At 53.4% G+C, this 16,323-nt stretch carries 15 protein-coding genes; 11 read left to right on the top strand and 4 right to left on the bottom strand.

Annotated elements, in window-relative coordinates; genetic code table 11:
• Positions 1-1,569, bottom strand: a complete 1,569-nt coding sequence (locus tag RT120_RS17220; protein WP_312984526.1) for a Hint domain-containing protein — start codon at positions 1,567-1,569, stop codon at positions 1-3.
• Positions 1,570-1,916: 347 nt separating this feature from the next.
• Positions 1,917-2,537 carry a homoserine/homoserine lactone efflux protein gene (gene rhtB / locus RT120_RS17215; RefSeq protein ID WP_312984524.1) on the bottom strand — a complete coding sequence of 207 codons (621 nt, stop codon included), beginning with the start codon at positions 2,535-2,537 and terminating at the stop codon, positions 1,917-1,919.
• A 145-nt stretch (positions 2,538-2,682) separates the two neighbouring features.
• Here rhtB and pldB point away from each other — a divergent pair, with 145 nt between their 5' ends.
• From pldB to RT120_RS17200, 3 genes are all read left to right on the top strand, one after another.
• Complete coding sequence (gene pldB, locus RT120_RS17210; RefSeq protein ID WP_312984522.1) at positions 2,683-3,675, top strand: lysophospholipase L2; 993 nt, start codon at positions 2,683-2,685, stop codon at positions 3,673-3,675.
• A gap of 47 nt (positions 3,676-3,722) precedes the next feature.
• The gene (yigL, locus tag RT120_RS17205) at positions 3,723-4,529 is read left to right on the top strand and encodes a sugar/pyridoxal phosphate phosphatase YigL (protein WP_312984520.1); all 807 of its coding nucleotides are present in this window, start codon (positions 3,723-3,725) and stop codon (positions 4,527-4,529) included.
• Positions 4,530-4,650: 121 nt separating this feature from the next.
• Positions 4,651-5,550, top strand: a complete 900-nt coding sequence (locus RT120_RS17200; RefSeq protein WP_312984607.1) for a carboxylate/amino acid/amine transporter — start codon at positions 4,651-4,653, stop codon at positions 5,548-5,550.
• Here the strand turns inward: RT120_RS17200 and metR are convergent.
• A complete protein-coding gene (gene metR, locus RT120_RS17195) occupies positions 5,438-6,391 on the bottom strand; it encodes an HTH-type transcriptional regulator MetR (protein WP_312984518.1) in 954 nt (317 codons plus the stop codon). The two genes, RT120_RS17200 and metR, sit on opposite strands and share 113 nt — an antisense overlap.
• Positions 6,392-6,508: 117 nt before the next feature.
• On the opposite strand from metR, the gene metE reads away from it, so the two are divergent.
• On the top strand, positions 6,509-8,770 hold the full coding sequence (gene metE / locus RT120_RS17190) for a 5-methyltetrahydropteroyltriglutamate--homocysteine S-methyltransferase (RefSeq protein WP_312984516.1): 2,262 nt from the start codon (positions 6,509-6,511) through the stop codon (positions 8,768-8,770).
• Between the two features lie 54 nt (positions 8,771-8,824).
• On the opposite strand, the gene RT120_RS17185 is transcribed toward metE, so the two are convergent.
• Entirely contained in the window at positions 8,825-9,646 is an 822-nt protein-coding gene (locus RT120_RS17185; RefSeq protein WP_312984514.1) for a dienelactone hydrolase family protein, read from the bottom strand.
• Positions 9,647-9,896: 250 nt separating this feature from the next.
• On the opposite strand from RT120_RS17185, the gene udp reads away from it, so the two are divergent.
• From udp to tatB, 7 genes are all read left to right on the top strand, one after another.
• Entirely contained in the window at positions 9,897-10,658 is a 762-nt protein-coding gene (udp, locus tag RT120_RS17180) for a uridine phosphorylase (protein ID WP_125295478.1), read from the top strand.
• A gap of 177 nt (positions 10,659-10,835) precedes the next feature.
• Entirely contained in the window at positions 10,836-12,272 is a 1,437-nt protein-coding gene (gene rmuC / locus RT120_RS17175; RefSeq protein WP_312984512.1) for a DNA recombination protein RmuC, read from the top strand.
• A 78-nt stretch (positions 12,273-12,350) separates the two neighbouring features.
• A complete protein-coding gene (gene ubiE, locus RT120_RS17170; RefSeq protein WP_125295480.1) occupies positions 12,351-13,106 on the top strand; it encodes a bifunctional demethylmenaquinone methyltransferase/2-methoxy-6-polyprenyl-1,4-benzoquinol methylase UbiE in 756 nt (251 codons plus the stop codon).
• 12 nt (positions 13,107-13,118) lie between these two features.
• Positions 13,119-13,724 (top strand): SCP2 domain-containing protein, encoded by a 606-nt coding sequence (locus tag RT120_RS17165; protein WP_312984509.1) that lies wholly within the window; start codon positions 13,119-13,121, stop codon positions 13,722-13,724.
• Positions 13,721-15,367, top strand: coding sequence for a ubiquinone biosynthesis regulatory protein kinase UbiB (gene ubiB, locus RT120_RS17160; RefSeq protein ID WP_312984507.1), 1,647 nt, complete (start codon positions 13,721-13,723; stop codon positions 15,365-15,367). Before RT120_RS17165 ends, ubiB begins: the two co-directional genes overlap by 4 nt.
• A 173-nt stretch (positions 15,368-15,540) precedes the next feature.
• The gene (gene tatA / locus RT120_RS17155) at positions 15,541-15,792 is read left to right on the top strand and encodes a Sec-independent protein translocase subunit TatA (protein WP_125295483.1); all 252 of its coding nucleotides are present in this window, start codon (positions 15,541-15,543) and stop codon (positions 15,790-15,792) included.
• Positions 15,793-15,795: 3 nt separating this feature from the next.
• Positions 15,796-16,323, top strand: a complete 528-nt coding sequence (tatB, locus tag RT120_RS17150) for a Sec-independent protein translocase protein TatB (RefSeq protein ID WP_312984505.1) — start codon at positions 15,796-15,798, stop codon at positions 16,321-16,323.

The raw sequence follows: 16,323 nt of genomic DNA, 5'->3' as shown, positions 1-16,323 counted from the left end.
TTAAATGCCCTCCGCGTTTTGCGCGTTCATATCGCCGACAAGAATACCGTTAGCATAGAATCCCTCATCATTATCCAGTGACAGGTTGTAGACAGTGCCGCTGCATGTGAGAGGCTGGATTAACTCGACACGATGCCAGGCGATACCCTGCTGGCTTGCCGTCGCTATACAATCATTGGCATTGATATCCTTGACGCGTTTCAACTTGATAGGGTTTTCGCTCCGTACAAATAACGGATGACTGGCGGTCGCTTCAAGTTGGCTGCCATCTTCAGCCGTAATTAAAAACAGCTTATCTTCCGCTCCCTTCCAGATATTACTTACGGTAGCAATTTTTTTGTTAATACCACTCAAAACCCGATCGCCAATGCAAAGAGCATTAATAGGTTTGCACTGACCATCAGAGAGGGTGATTACTGTCGATTCTGCCAGACATCCCCACATAATTTTCAACGGTAAAATAGGTTCCTGGATAACTGTTCCGGTCCTGATTCGTTCCTTCGTCTTGCTGGTAAGTTTAAAATTAACTGTTTGGAGACTTCCGGCCGGGAGATGGTAACCGATATCAAAACTCACCGTGAAATTATAGGTCTGAGGCCTTAAATCACCCGCTTGTTTTAAATATATGCCCCAATCAGTATCAAGTTCGTATTGAAGCGTCCCATTGTCGATGATTTCTGGTAAGAATTTATCATGGGGGATGATGGCAACGCCGCCTTCGCTAATTCTTTCAATTATTGCCTTTCTGTTTTTTACTACAGGATCGATTATTACGCTGCGGCCTAGTCGAATGATACCTTTTGCTGGTATTGCCAGGATGGGGTAGTAATCGAGCATATGCTTACTGTCAAAATTACAAACATAATCGCAGTCGCCTGACTGTTCGGGTAATCGACGAAGCGAGATAACAATATTGTTCTCATCGCGATGATAGGTAACAGGGAGGTAGGGGGCCCTGTTAGTGCCAAAAATAATAGTCGAATCCTCTTTTTTAGGATAAATATGGGTATAAACAGGTGCTAATTCATATGAGCCAAAATCAAGATCTGGCTGCTTGATTGTTATCTCTTTCATCATATGTAGCTGAACAGTACGACCCAGGTAATCTACTATTTGGCATTCAACGACAACAGTGAGATTTTCAATATCAGTAATATCATGGATTTTTTTTAGCGAGATTTCATTAGTCGATGTAAAACGATCCGTGTTTGCCGATGAGACCAGTTCAATCGAAGTATAGCGATCAGAAGTTAACGCATTAAAAAAATGAGCAACAAAATTAATCTGGCATTTCTCTTCCAGAAGCGAGGCGTAAATATTCAGATGGGTAATGTCATCGCCTCGTTGCCATGAAAAGTCATCAATGTTGATATAATCGTAAAAATAGAAGGGCTCCGGGGCTTCTGTTTCATGGAGAGTTAACCGTAATGCCTGATATCCCTGTTCGATTTCCTGCGTATTTTTTTGCGCTGGAGAAGAGGGGGGAATGCGTAAAATATGGTTAGAGCAATTGCGAATGGTATTAATATCGATGTTACTTTCTTCACGTGAATTTTTAATTAACGTCATGGCGCTCACCTGCCTGAATTGAGGGGAATATATAATGACTTGTATTCACAAATGGCTTTTAGTAAAGCCATGAGATCCTGTGGCTTAAAGTAACAAATCAATTTTTTTATATCATGAAGCGCATCACATTTATTTTTATTTTCGAAATGAATGGAATGGTGTTAATTATTAGGCCAGAATGATTGTTTTCTCAATAATTGCGGAAGTTAAAGATGATAGATAAATTATTGTGGCTTCGGGAATATATAAAAATTAACTGGAATGAAAATCCTTTCCCCGCTCAGAAAACAGTTTAATAAGAGATATACGCTTTAATTCAGGGATTATATATAATCCCTGAATTACTATCAGGCATGTCGTGCGCTGGCCAGTAGCGCGCCCACCAGCATAAACAGCGATCCAAATACTCTGTTCAGCGCTTTCATCTGCTTCGGCCCTTTGATCCACAACGCGATGCGGGTGGCGAGCGTGGCATAACCAATCATCACAATCACGTCCACAACAATGGTCGTCACGCCGAGGATCGCATACTGCACGGTCTGCGGCTGATGCGGCACGATAAATTGCGGAAACAGCGCGGCAAGAAACACGATGCTTTTCGGGTTGGTTAAATTTACAAATACCGCGCGCTGGAACAGTTTGCGGCGCGGCTGGCTTTGCGCCAGAGTCTGTAAATCAATGGCGCCTGCGGCCCGCCACTGCTGAATACCCAGCCAGATGAGATACGCAGCGCCCGCCCATTTTAAAATCTCAAAAGCCATTAATGAACGGGAAAACAGCGCGCCGAGACCCACCCCCACCAGTACAATATGAATCGCCAGCCCGAGCTGTAAGCCAGTAATAGACGCAACTGCACCGCGATAGCCGTGGCTCATCGCCGTACTCATGGTGTTGATGGCCCCGGAACCAGGAGAAAGGCTGAGGATGATTGTGGTGAGCAAATAGGTACACCACCATTCGAACGACATGGGGAACTCCCTGAATAAGCGCTTTTATGTCACAATACGCTATACCTTCTATCTTTCAAGTAGCCGACTCGCTGGCATCGCAAACAAAGCAGGAATCCGCATTTTTCATACGTATTCACTCCGTAACGTCAGGGCAGGGCATCCCATGATTGAGCACAAAAATGGATGGTATTCCCGGGAAAAAGCATTCGCTGCTTTTACTATGGGGCCGCTCACGGCGTTCTGGCAGCAGCGCGAAGAAGATGAATTTACCGGCGTGGACGGCGTGGCGGTGCGCTTTGTGCGTTTCCGCGCAGCCAGTCACGATCGGGTAGTGGTGATTTGCCCTGGCCGTATCGAAAGCTACGTGAAATATGCCGAGCTGGCGTGGGATCTGTTCCATTGCGGCTATGATGTATTAATCATCGATCACCGCGGCCAGGGGCGTTCGGGGCGAATGTTGTCCGATACCCATCGCGGGCACGTGGTGCGTTTTAGCGATTATGTCGACGATCTGGAACTGTTCTGGGAACAGGAAATCAAGGACGGTCCGTGGCGCAAGCGCTATGTATTAGCCCACTCCATGGGCGGTGCCATCTCCGCGCTGTTCTTAGAACGCCGTCCGGACGCATTCGACGCCATCGCGTTTTGCGCCCCGATGTTTGGGATTGTGCTGCGCTTGCCCGACTGGATGGTGCGTCAAATCCTCGACTGGGCTGAAGGGCACCAGCGTATCCGGGAAGGCTATGCTATTGGTACTGGCCGCTGGCGCGCGTTGCCGTTTGCGATTAACGTGTTAACCCACAGCCGGCAGCGCTATCGCCGCAACTTGCGTTTTTACGCCGATGAACCGACGTTGCGCGTAGGCGGGCCGACGTATCACTGGGTAAGAGAAGGCATCCTTGCCGGAGAGCAGGTTTTAGCAGGGGCCACTGCGATGACCACGCCGACATTGCTACTCCAGGCAGAAGAAGAACGTGTGGTGGATAACCGCATGCACGATCGCTTCTGTGAAATTCGGGCCGCGGCGGGCCACCCCTGTTGGGGGGGTAAACCTTTCGTCATTAACGGTGCGTACCATGAGATCCTGTTTGAAAAGGACGCTATGCGCGCCGAGGCGCTGAATGCCATCGTCGACTTTTTCGATGCGCATAATTAACTACTGGCGGTCAGGCCGCCTGTTACCAACCAGAGGTTATTATTTTTATGTATCAGGTCGTTGCGTCTGATTTAGACGGTACCCTTTTATCCCCTGACCATACCCTGTCTCCTTTTGCGAAAGAGACGCTGAAACTGCTGACGGCTCGCGGCATTAACTTTGTATTTGCGACGGGGCGTCACCATGTGGACGTGGCCCAAATCCGCGACAACCTTGAGATCAAGGCCTACATGATCACCTCAAACGGTGCGCGGGTGCATGATACCGACGGCAAGCTGGTGTTCAGCCATAACCTGGATCGCGATATCGCCGCCGATCTGTTTGGCGTGGTGCATACCAACCCGGATATCGTGACCAACGTTTACCGTAATGACGACTGGTTTATGAACCGCCACCGCCCGGACGAAATGAAGTATTTCCGCGAAGCCGTCTTTAAATACACCCTGTTTGAGCCGGGCGTGCTGGAGCCGGAAGGCATCAGCAAAGTGTTCTTCACCTGTGACGATCATAAGAAATTACTGCCGCTGGAGCAGGCGATTAATGCGCGCTGGGGCGACAGGGTTAACGTCAGTTTCTCTACCTTAACCTGCCTGGAGGTCATGGCGGGCGGCGTTTCCAAAGGCCATGCGCTGGAGGCGGTATCTAAAGCGATCGGCTATTCCCTGAAAGAGTGCATCGCGTTTGGCGACGGGATGAACGATGCCGAGATGCTGTCGATGGCAGGCAAAGGCTGCATTATGGCTAACGCACACCAGCGCTTGAAAGATCTGCTGCCGACGCTGGAAGTGATTGGCACTAACGCCGACAATGCGGTCCCGCACTATCTGCGCCGTTTATTCCTTAACGAAGCCTAAGCGACACGGTGACGAGTGGTTTATATTTAACCACTCGTCAACTAAATACCCAAGCTCATATCGTTCACTCTCGCTACAATGCGGTTTTATGCTGGAAACGGGTATTCCCGGGGAAAACATTGTGCCGCTACTCATTATCACCACTATTCTGTGGGCGTTTTCTTTTAGCCTGATTGGCGAATACCTTGCCGGGCATGTCGACAGCTATTTTTCCGTGCTGATGCGCGTTGGGCTGGCGGCGCTGGTGTTTTTGCCGTTCCTGCGTTTTAAAGGCCTGAAGCCGAAAGTTATCGCGCTATATATGCTGGTGGGCGCGCTTCAACTGGGCGTGATGTACCTGTTCAGCTTCCGCGCTTATCTTTACCTGACGGTTTCCGAGTTTTTGCTGTTTACCGTTCTGACGCCACTGTATATCACGCTGATTTACGACCTGCTCAGCCGTCGCCCATTGCGCTGGGGCTACGCGTTTAGCGCGCTGCTGGCGGTGATTGGCGCGGCGATTATTCGTTACGACCAGCTCAGCGAGCATTTCTGGTTTGGGCTGCTGCTGGTGCAACTGGCGAACATCAGCTTTGCTATCGGCATGGTTGGCTACAAGCGGCTGATGGAAGTGCATCCGATGCCGCAGCACAACGCGTTCTCGTGGTTTTATCTCGGCGCGTTTGTGGTGGCGGGCGTGGCCTGGCTGGCGTTAGGCAATCCAAACAAACTGCCTGGCACCACGCTGCAATGGAGTGTGCTGGTTTGGCTGGGCGTTGTGGCGTCCGGGCTGGGTTACTTTATGTGGAACTACGGGGCAACCCAGGTGGATGCCGGTACGTTAGGGATCATGAACAACGTGCATGTCCCGGCGGGGCTACTGGTTAACCTCGCCATCTGGCAAGAGCAACCCCACTGGCCGAGTTTTATTATTGGTGGGTCGGTGATAATGGCTTCGCTGTGGGTCCATCGACGCTGGGTCGCGCCGCGCTCTTCACAAACGGCAGATGATCGCATGCGTGGTTCCGCGCAGAGCGAATAAACGCATCGATAACCGGCTGACGCTGCTCGCCATCGCGCACAGCGGCGTACAGCCGGCTCCATAATCCTTCACCCAGGGTTTTGGTCACAACCAGGCCCTGGCGTTCAAAACTCTCCACTACCCAGTGCGGCAGCGCAGCGATACCCATCCGCGCCGACACCATCTGAATCAACAGCAGCGTGTTATCAACGCTTTTCAGCGACGGGCTGACGCCAGCAGGCTCCAGAAAATGACGCCACACGTCCAGGCGCTGGCGCTGTACCGGGTAAATCAGCAGCGTTTCACCGGAGAAGTCTTCTGGTGTGATGCGCGGTTTGCTGGCCAGCGGATGATCGGTCGCCAGCACCAGGCGCACTTCAAAATCAAACATCGGCGAATAGTGCAGACCGCTGCGCGGCAGAATATCGGACGTTAATACCACGTCCAGCTCGCTCTGCTGAAGCGCAGGTTGCGGGTCGAACGTGACGCCCGATTTGAAATCCATTTCTACCTGCGGCCACTGCTTGCGGAAATTCTCCAGCGCCGGGGTCAGCCACTGAATACAACTGTGGCACTCAATCGCAATCCGCAACTGGGACTGCTGCGGTTCATTGCAATCCTGTAACGCCCGGCTGATTTGCGGCAGCACCTGAGTCGCCAGTTGCAGCAGGATCTCACCCTGCGGGGTAAAGCGCAGCGGCTGGCTTTTACGAACGAATAGCTTAAACCCGAGGCGCTGCTCCAGATCGCTGAACTGATGAGAGAGAGCAGACTGCGTCTGATGCAGCGTGGCGGCCGCAGCGGCGAGTGAACCGCAGTTCTGCAGGGCCAGCAGGGTCTTAAGGTGTTTAATTTCGATCATGAAAGTCCTTCACTTTGCCATGAGGAATTTGCGCTTGAGGAATATACAGTAACTGCTGATTATGGATGTGTAAACATCTGGACGGCTAAATACCAAGAATTCCCTAAGAGGCAGACAATGACAATCTACAATCACACCCTCGGTTTCCCTCGCGTTGGCCTGCGTCGCGAATTGAAAAAAGCGCAAGAAAGTTACTGGGCGGGCAACAGTACCCGTGAAGAATTACTGGTGGTGGGCCGCGAGCTGCGTGCCCGCCACTGGGATCAGCAAAAAGCGGCAGGTGTGGACCTGCTGCCGGTGGGCGATTTCGCCTGGTACGATCATGTTCTGACGACCAGCCTGCTGCTGGGCAACGTGCCGGCGCGCCACCAGAATAAAGACGGCTCCGTGGATATCGATACTCTGTTCCGCATTGGCCGTGGCCGCGCGCCAACCGGTGAACCGGCAGCGGCAGCAGAAATGACCAAATGGTTTAACACTAACTATCACTACATGGTGCCGGAGTTTGTTAAAGGCCAGCAGTTCAAACTGACCTGGACTCAGCTACTGGATGAAGTGGACGAAGCGCTGGCGCTGGGCCACCACATTAAACCGGTACTGCTGGGGCCGATCACCTATCTGTGGTTGGGCAAAGTGAAAGGCGAACAGTTTGATCGCCTGTCGCTGCTCAATGACATCCTGCCGGTTTATCAGCAGGTGCTGGCGGAACTGGCAAAACGCGGCATCGAGTGGGTACAGATTGACGAACCGGCGCTGGTGCTGGAACTCCCGCAAGCGTGGCTGGATGCCTACAAACCGGCTTATGACGCGTTGCAGGGCAATAGCAAACTGCTGCTGACCACCTACTTTGAAGGCGTCACGCCGAATCTGGATACCATCACCGCACTGCCGGTGCAGGGCCTGCACGTTGATTTAGTGCACGGCAAAGACGACGTAGCAGAACTGCATCAGCGGTTGCCGTCCGAGTGGCTGCTGTCTGCGGGTGTGATTAACGGTCGTAACGTCTGGCGTGCCGATCTGACGGAAAAATATGGGCAGATTAAAGACATCGTCGGTAAACGCGCCGTATGGGTGGCATCCTCCTGCTCCCTGCTGCACAGCCCAATCGATCTGAGCGTGGAAACCCGTCTGGATGCGGAAGTAAAAAGCTGGTTCGCCTTCGCCCTGCAAAAATGTGAAGAGCTGGCGCTACTGCGCGACGCCCTGAAAACCGGCGATACGGCTAAAATTGCCGAATGGAGCGCCCCGATTCAGGCGCGTCGCCACTCTGCCCGTGTACACAACCCGGCGGTGGGCGAGCGTCTGGCGGCGATTACCGCGCAGGATAGCCAGCGTGCCAGCGCCTATCCGGTACGTGCCGAAGCACAGCGTGCGCGGTTTAATCTTCCGGCATGGCCGACCACCACTATCGGTTCATTCCCGCAAACCACCGAGATCCGCGGCCTGCGCCTGGACTTCAAAAAAGGCAATCTGGACGCCAGCAACTATCGCACCGGTATTGCCGAACACATCAAGCAGGCAATTGTTGAGCAGGAGCGCCTCGGCCTGGACGTGCTGGTTCACGGTGAAGCGGAACGTAACGACATGGTGGAATACTTTGGCGAGCACCTCGACGGCTTCGTGTTTACCCAAAACGGATGGGTACAGAGCTATGGTTCACGCTGCGTGAAGCCGCCGGTGGTGATTGGTGATATCAGCCGTCCTGAGCCGATTACCGTGGAGTGGGCGAAGTACGCGCAGTCCCTGACCGACAAGCCGGTTAAAGGCATGTTGACTGGCCCGGTGACGATCCTTTGCTGGTCGTTCCCGCGTGAAGACGTCAGCCGCGAAACCATCGCTAAGCAGATTGCGCTGGCGCTGCGCGATGAAGTGGCCGACCTGGAAGCCGCCGGGATTGGCATTATCCAGATTGACGAACCGGCACTGCGTGAAGGGCTGCCGCTGCGTCGCGCCGACTGGCAGGCCTATCTGGCGTGGGGCGTTGAAGCGTTCCGCCTGAACGCCGCCGTGGTACGCGATGATACCCAGATCCACACCCATATGTGTTACTGCGAGTTCAATGACATCATGGATTCCATTGCCGCGCTGGATGCAGATGTGATCACTATCGAAACCTCACGGTCGGATATGGAACTGTTGGAATCCTTTGAAGAGTTCGAATACCCGAATGAAATCGGCCCGGGCGTGTACGATATCCACTCGCCAAACGTACCGGACGTGGAATGGATTGAGGCTTTACTGCAAAAAGCGGCGCAGCGTATCCCGGCGCAGCGTTTGTGGGTTAACCCGGATTGCGGCCTGAAAACGCGCGGCTGGCCGGAAACCCGCCAGGCGCTGGCGAACATGGTCAAAGCGGCGCAAAACCTGCGTAGCGCGTAATAAAAAACCCGCTCCTGAACAGGAGCGGGTTTAACTTTTGATGCAAACTGGCCGTTACTTTTTAGTGCCGTAACGGCTAAACCACTCCAGCATTCTTTGCCAGCCATCTGCGGCAGATTCCGCATGATAGCTCGGGCGATAATCAGCGTTAAACGCGTGGCCAGCTTCGGGATAAACCACGATTTCTGCGTTAGCATTCGCAGCGCGCAGCGCCTGGCGCATCGTCTCCACGCTTTCCAGCGAAATGCCCGTGTCCTGAGCCCCGTACAGACCCAGCACCGGCGCGTTAAGATCCACGGCGATATCCACCGGATGTTTTGGCGAGTTGAGCGTTTTATCCCCCAGCAGTTTCCCATACCAGGCCACAGCGGCTTTTAGCTGCGGGTTATGCGCGGCGTATAGCCACGTGATGCGCCCGCCCCAGCAGAAACCGGTCATCATCAGACGATGCGGGTCGCCGCCCTGACGGGAAGCCCAGTTTGCCACATGATCGAGATCCGCCAGCACTTGAGCATCGGGCACTTTGCTGACCAGGCCGCTGAACAGCGACGGGATATCGTCATATTCCGCCGGATCGCCCTGGCGGAAATAGAGCTCCGGCGCGACGGCCAGGTAGCCTTCATGGGCCAGGCGGCGGCAAATATCGCGAATATGTTCGTGGACGCCGAAAATCTCCTGCACCACGATAACCACCGGTGAAGGCTGGTCGGAATTTTCCGGGCGGGCATACCAGGCCGGCATGTTTTCGCCCTGGCTTGGAATTGAAGTTTCGCCACAATGGATGGCATCTTCGGAGGTATGTACTACCGTTGAAGCGACAGGTGAAGCGGCGGAAGCAAATCCTGAAGGGTTATCTGTTGTGTTTTGTTTTGTCATGGCCAGGCTCCGTAACCATTTTTTTAGCGCAAACCTAACTATAGCCTGCGAGTCGAAAATTCGTATACGTAAAACCCGTTCCTGTGATCGTCACCGGGATGGGCTTTTATTGTGATTGATGTCACTATTTTATGGAAATGTTATGCAAGCGAATTCCATACAAGTGAATTGAGTCACGAAATTACCCTGGCAGCTTCTGTAAAGTACCCTTTTGCAGCTTCTGACAAACCGACCCAAAGAGGAGTCATTTATGTCTACGTCTGATGTTTTTCACCTCGGCCTTACAAAAAGCGACCTGCAGGGCGCAACGCTTGCCATCGTACCTGGCGACCCGGAACGAGTGGAAAAGATCGCCGCGCTGATGGATAAGCCGGTTAAGCTGGCATCACACCGCGAATTCACCTCCTGGCGCGCAGAGCTGGACGGCAAACCGGTTATCGTCTGCTCTACCGGTATCGGTGGCCCGTCTACCTCCATCGCTGTTGAAGAACTGGCACAACTGGGCATCCGTACTTTCCTGCGCGTGGGAACCACTGGTGCAATCCAGCCGCATATCAACGTTGGCGATGTGCTGGTAACGACGGCGTCCGTCCGCCTTGATGGCGCAAGCCTGCATTTCGCGCCGATGGAATACCCGGCGGTAGCGGATTTCGCCTGCACCACCGCGCTGGTAGAAGCGGCGAAAGCCGTGGGCGCTACCACACACATCGGCGTCACCGCCTCTTCCGACACCTTCTACCCAGGCCAGGAGCGTTACGACACCTTCTCCGGCCGCGTAGTCAGCCGCTACAAAGGCTCGATGGAAGAGTGGCAGCAGATGGGCGTAATGAACTATGAGATGGAATCGGCAACGCTGCTGACCATGTGCTCCAGCCAGGGGCTGCGTGCAGGGATGGTTGCCGGGGTTATCGTTAACCGCACCCAGCAGGAAATCCCGAACGCGCAAACCATGAAACAGACCGAAAGCCATGCGGTGAAAATCGTGGTTGAGGCTGCGCGCCGCCTGATCTAACGTACTTCGCCAGCCCTGCATTTCTGTTGGGCTGGCACCTGTCCCACCGGTTTTCCCTTCACTGGCGCGCGTTGTTTTGAATCTTTTGCGCGAAGCCTCGCAGTAAATGCCTTTAAAACTGGACATTTATCCAGCACAATCCCATTTTGCTCAGGTGGGGTTAATGCGGGAGGCATTATGGATTTCTCTCTGTTACTGATGGCGGCGGTTGCGCTGGCGGGCGTGTTGCTCGGCTGGCTGGGCGCAAGCCTGCGGGCATCGCAGCGTCAGGCTGAGCTGCTGGCGGAGCAGCGCGATGTGTTCAGTGAGTTGAGCGCGACGAAACAGGCGTATGAGCACTGGCGCGAAGAGTGCGAATTGCTTAACGGCGAACTGCGCACCCTGAGGGATATCAAAAGCTCGCTGGAAGCCGATCTGCGCGAAGTCACCACGCTGCTTGAAACCACGCGTCAGCATAACGACGATAAACTGCGTCAGATGGTGAGCAGCGAGCAGCGCCTCAGTGAGCAGTTCGAAAACCTCGCAAACCGCATTTTTGACCGCAGCCATCGCCAGGTGGAGGAGCAAAACCGCCAGAGCCTGAACGGGCTATTAACCCCGCTGCGCGAACAGCTTGATGGTTTTCGCCGCCAGGTGCAGGACAGCTTCGGCCAGGAAGCGCGTGAACGCCATACGCTGACCCATGAAATCCGCAATTTACAGCAGCTCAACGCGCAAATGGCCCAGGAGGCGATTAACCTGACCCGGGCGCTGAAAGGCGACAATAAAACCCAGGGCAACTGGGGGGAAGTGGTGCTGACGCGGGTACTGGAAGCATCCGGTTTACGCGAAGGGTATGAGTATCAAACCCAGGTCAATATTCAGTTAGACGATCGCAGCCGCATGCAGCCGGACGTGATTGTGCGTCTCCCCCAGGGCAAAGACGTGGTGGTAGACGCCAAAATGACGCTGGTAGCCTACGAGCGTTACTTTAACGCTGAAGATGAATATCAGCGTGAACTGGCGCTGAATGAGCACATCGCGGCCATTCGCAGCCATATTCGCTTACTCAGCCGTAAAGATTACCAACAGCTTCCCGGCTTGCGGTCGCTGGATTATGTCTTAATGTTTATTCCCGTCGAGCCCGCATTTTTACTGGCTATCGACCGGCAGCCGGAACTGATCAGCGAAGCGCTGAAAAGTAACATCATGCTGGTCAGCCCCACCACTTTGCTGGTGGCGTTACGCACCATTGCCAACCTGTGGCGGTACGAGCATCAAAACCAGAACGCCCAGCAAATTGCCGAACGCGCCGCAAAGCTGTACGACAAAATGCGGCTGTTTGTCGATGATATGTCTGCGGTCGGGCAGGGGCTGGATAAAGCGCAGGAAAACTACCGGCAGGCCATGAAAAAGTTCAGCTCCGGACGTGGAAACCTGCTGGTGCAGGCCGACGCGTTTCGCACGCTTGGCGTGGAAGTGAAGCGCGAGATTAATCCGGAAATGGTGGAGCAAGCGCGTCTGGATGACGAAGAGTTTCGTTTGCGCAGCATTGACGATGAGCTGGAAAACTATTCGCAAAACAACGCGCCAGGGCCGATTCCGCCTGTTCAGCGCACCGGTAACGATTGTTAAAACAGGCTTGAAACATAGGGCAATCGCGCCCAATCTGTTACACTTCACGAACATTTTTTATCAATAGCAGGCTCCGAAATGGTTGATGATTCACAGGACACAACGCACTTTGGCTTTCAGACCGTAGCGAAAGCGCAGAAGGCGGATATGGTGGCGCAGGTTTTCCATTCTGTTGCAGCGAAATATGACGTTATGAATGACCTGATGTCGTTCGGGATCCATCGTTTATGGAAGCGCTTTACTATTGATTGCAGCGGTGTGCGCCGTGGACAGAAGGTGTTGGATCTGGCGGGAGGGACAGGCGATCTGACGGCGAAGTTTTCCCGTCTGGTGGGCGAAACCGGTACGGTGGTGCTGGCGGATATCAACGATTCGATGCTGAAAATGGGCCGTGAAAAACTGCGCAATATCGGCGTGGTGGGCAACGTTGAATACGTTCAGGCCAACGCGGAAGCGCTGCCGTTCCCGGATAATACCTTTGATTGCATCACCATCTCGTTTGGCCTGCGCAACGTCACTGACAAAGACAAAGCGCTGCGCTCCATGTATCGCGTGTTGAAGCCCGGTGGCCGCCTGCTGGTGCTGGAGTTTTCCAAACCGGTTATCGACCCGTTAAGCAAAGCCTATGACGCTTACTCATTCCACGTGCTGCCGCGCATTGGCGAGCTGGTGGCGCAGGACGCGGAAAGTTACCGCTATCTGGCGGAATCTATCCGTATGCATCCAAACCAGGACACGCTGAAAGCGATGATGGCGGATGCCGGTTTCGATAACGTCGAATATTTCAATATGACCGCGGGTATTGTCGCGCTTCATCGTGGTTATAAGTTTTAAGGGAGGCCGCGGATGCCAATAACACCGCTTATTACCGCCGGTATCGAAGGGGCGTTAAACGCTTTTTTGTATCAGGATCGGGCGCTTAAATCTGCACGTCAGCGGTTGCAGGGAAAGGTGTTGCGTATTGCCCTCCGCGAATTCTCTACCCCGCTGGTATTGATCTTCAGCGAACAGCAGGTTGATGTGCTGGGGCAATGGGAAGGCGAGACCGACTGTTCGGTGACAACGCGTCTCTCCGTATTGCCGGAACTGCGCAACCGCCAGCAGTTGACTGCGCTGATCCGCCGTGGCGATCTGGAAGTCGAAGGCGATATCCAGGTGGTACAGAATCTGGTATCCCTGATGGATTTGGCAGAGTTCGACCCGGCTGAACTGCTTGCGCCCTACATTGGCGATATCGCCGCAGAAGGGCTGGGCAAATTTTTACGCACCGGCGCGCGCTTTGTGAAAAAAGGCGTTGAGCGCAATCAGCGCTATCTTGCAGAAGCGGTGACGGAAGAGTGGCGCATGGCCCCCAGCCCGCTGGAAGTCGCCTGGTTTGCTGAAGAAACTGAGGCACTTGCGCGCTCGCTCGATGCGCTTATTGGTCGTTTAGAAACGCTGGAGGCCAAATGACGCCAGGTGAAATTCGGCGCCTGTACTTCATCATTCGTACTTTCTTAAGCTATGGGCTGGACGAGCTCATACCGAGGATCCGCATCACATTGCCGCTGCGCTTATGGCGGCGCACCCTGTTCTGGATGCCCAACCGTCATGGCGATAAAGAGTTAGGCCAACGGCTGCGTCTGGCGCTTCAGGAACTCGGCCCGGTGTGGATTAAGTTTGGTCAGATGCTGTCTACCCGCCGTGACCTGTTCCCACCGCAAATCGCCGACCAGCTTGCTATGTTGCAGGATCGCGTTGCGCCCTTTGACGGCATGCTGGCGAAGCGCCAAATCGAAAAGTCGATGGGCGATATTCCGGTGGAAACCTGGTTCGATGAGTTCGACATCAACCCCCTGGCATCGGCGTCCATTGCCCAGGTGCATACGGCAAAGCTGAAAGAGAACGGTAAAGAAGTCGTCATTAAGGTTATTCGCCCTGACATCCTGCCGATTATCAGAGCTGATATGAAGCTTATCTACCGTCTGGCACGCTGGGTACCGCGCTTATTGCCGGATGGCCGCCGTTTACGGCCGGTGGAAGTGGTGCGGGAGTATGAGAAAACGCTGATTGATGAGCTGAATCTGCTGCGCGAAGCGGCAAACGCCATCCAGCTACGGCGCAATTTCGAAGAGAGCCCGATGCTGTATGTGCCTGAAGTTTATTCAGATTATTGCAGTGAAAATATGCTGGTGATGGAGCGCATTTACGGTATTCCGGTCTCTGACGTGGAAACGCTTGAGCGCAACGGCACCAATATGCAATTGCTGGCGGAACGCGGTGTTCAGGTGTTTTTCACTCAGGTCTTCCGTGACAGTTTCTTCCATGCCGATATGCATCCAGGCAATATTTTCGTCAGCTATGAACACCCAGAAAACCCCAAATACATCGGTATCGACTGCGGTATCGTCGGCTCGCTGAATAAAGAAGATAAACGCTATCTGGCGGAAAACTTCATCGCCTTCTTTAATCGCGATTACCGTAAGGTGGCCGAACTGCACGTGGATTCAGGCTGGGTACCGCCGGATACCAACGTCGAAGAGTTTGAGTTTGCGATTCGTACCGTGTGCGAGCCCATCTTCGAGAAACCGCTGGCGGAAATCTCTTTTGGTCACGTGCTGCTGAATTTGTTCAACACTGCGCGTCGTTTCAATATGGAAGTGCAGCCGCAACTGGTACTTTTGCAAAAAACGCTGCTGTATGTGGAAGGCGTTGGACGCCAACTTTATCCACAGCTCGATTTATGGAAAACGGCGAAACCTTTTCTGGAATCCTGGATCAAAGATCAGGTGGGTTTTCCGGCGCTGGTTCGCTCTTTTAAAGAGAAAGCACCGTTCTGGATCGAAAAAATGCCAGAAATACCTGAACTGGTGTACGACAGTTTGCGCCAGGGCAAACAATTGCAACAAAGCGTTGATAAAATCGCCCGCGAGTTACACGAACAGCGCGTGCGGCAAGGACAGTCACGTTACCTGTTTGGTATTGGCGCGACGTTGCTGTTAAGCGGAACGTTAATGCTAGTGACTCGCCCGGAATGGGACTTAATCCCGGCATGGGTTATGGCGGGCGGTATCGTCGTATGGCTGATTGGCTGGCGTCGTACTGGCTCGATTTAATACATCATGGAATGACTGCGTTGAAAATTAACCAGAAAGCGAGCGATATTTTCACAATTTGCACAAAAACTCTGTGACCATTGTGGATATGTTTACCATCGCTGATGCAGCCTGGATAATGAGCGGTATATAATGCGGTTTGCAAATTTCATCATCTGTAGCTGAGGATTTATATGGGTGGCATTAGTATTTGGCAGTTATTGATCATTGTCGTTATCGTCGTTCTGCTTTTCGGGACCAAAAAGCTCAGTTCTCTGGGTTCCGATCTGGGTGCCTCCATCAAAGGTTTCAAGAAAGCCATGGGCGATGACGAGCCGAAAAACACCTCCACTCAGGATGCTGATTTCACTGCGAAATCCCTTTCTGATAAGCAAAGCGACGTAAAGAAAGACGAAGCGAAGAGCAACGATAAAGAGCAGGTGTAAGCCGTGTTCGATATTGGTTTCGGTGAGCTGGTTCTTGTCTTTGTCATCGGCCTCATTGTGTTGGGGCCGCAGCGTTTGCCTGTTGCGGTCAAAACCATTGCCGGGTGGGTGAGGGCACTACGTTCCCTTGCCACCACCGTGCAGAATGAGCTGACCCAGGAGTTAAAACTCCAGGAATTCCAGGACAGTCTCAAGAAAGTTGAGAAAGCGAGCCTTAATAATCTCACCCCAGAGCTCAAGGCTTCCATGGATGAATTGCGTGAAGCGGCAGAGTCAATGAAACGCACCTATACGGCGAATGACCCGGAAAAGGCGCATGACGAAGCACACACCATTCATAATCCGATTGTGAAAGACAACGAAGCGGCGCATGAAGGCGTTACGCCAGCTACGGCAGAAAATCAGGCGAGCGCGTCGGCACAAAAACCGGCTCCGGCTGTTGAACAGCCTGTCGATCTGACCAAAGCGCCACCGGCTTCGACGTCTTCTCCGGCAGACGCCGCGCCGTCGTCCTCAAGTGAAAAATCCTGA

It is taken from the genome of Atlantibacter sp. (assembly GCF_032062175.1).
In the GTDB taxonomy this organism is placed as follows: Bacteria; Pseudomonadota; Gammaproteobacteria; order Enterobacterales; family Enterobacteriaceae; genus Atlantibacter.
Note: the sequence above shows the minus strand (reverse complement) of the source record. Positions and strands in the feature narration are given on the sequence as shown.

What these genes read in the sequence shown, in the direction of transcription:
- tatA (WP_125295483.1), top strand. Translation starts at nt 15,541, where the DNA reads ATGGGTGGCATTAGTATTTGGCAGTTATTGATCATTGTCGTTATCGTC.
- ubiB (WP_312984507.1), top strand. Translation starts at nt 13,721, where the DNA reads ATGACGCCAGGTGAAATTCGGCGCCTGTACTTCATCATTCGTACTTTC.
- RT120_RS17185 (WP_312984514.1), bottom strand. Translation starts at nt 9,646, where the DNA reads ATGACAAAACAAAACACAACAGATAACCCTTCAGGATTTGCTTCCGCC.
- RT120_RS17165 (WP_312984509.1), top strand. Translation starts at nt 13,119, where the DNA reads ATGCCAATAACACCGCTTATTACCGCCGGTATCGAAGGGGCGTTAAAC.
- udp (WP_125295478.1), top strand. Translation starts at nt 9,897, where the DNA reads ATGTCTACGTCTGATGTTTTTCACCTCGGCCTTACAAAAAGCGACCTG.
- metE (WP_312984516.1), top strand. Translation starts at nt 6,509, where the DNA reads ATGACAATCTACAATCACACCCTCGGTTTCCCTCGCGTTGGCCTGCGT.
- rmuC (WP_312984512.1), top strand. Translation starts at nt 10,836, where the DNA reads ATGGATTTCTCTCTGTTACTGATGGCGGCGGTTGCGCTGGCGGGCGTG.
- yigL (WP_312984520.1), top strand. Translation starts at nt 3,723, where the DNA reads ATGTATCAGGTCGTTGCGTCTGATTTAGACGGTACCCTTTTATCCCCT.
- rhtB (WP_312984524.1), bottom strand. Translation starts at nt 2,537, where the DNA reads ATGTCGTTCGAATGGTGGTGTACCTATTTGCTCACCACAATCATCCTC.
- ubiE (WP_125295480.1), top strand. Translation starts at nt 12,351, where the DNA reads ATGGTTGATGATTCACAGGACACAACGCACTTTGGCTTTCAGACCGTA.
- RT120_RS17220 (WP_312984526.1), bottom strand. Translation starts at nt 1,569, where the DNA reads ATGACGTTAATTAAAAATTCACGTGAAGAAAGTAACATCGATATTAAT.
- pldB (WP_312984522.1), top strand. Translation starts at nt 2,683, where the DNA reads ATGATTGAGCACAAAAATGGATGGTATTCCCGGGAAAAAGCATTCGCT.
- metR (WP_312984518.1), bottom strand. Translation starts at nt 6,391, where the DNA reads ATGATCGAAATTAAACACCTTAAGACCCTGCTGGCCCTGCAGAACTGC.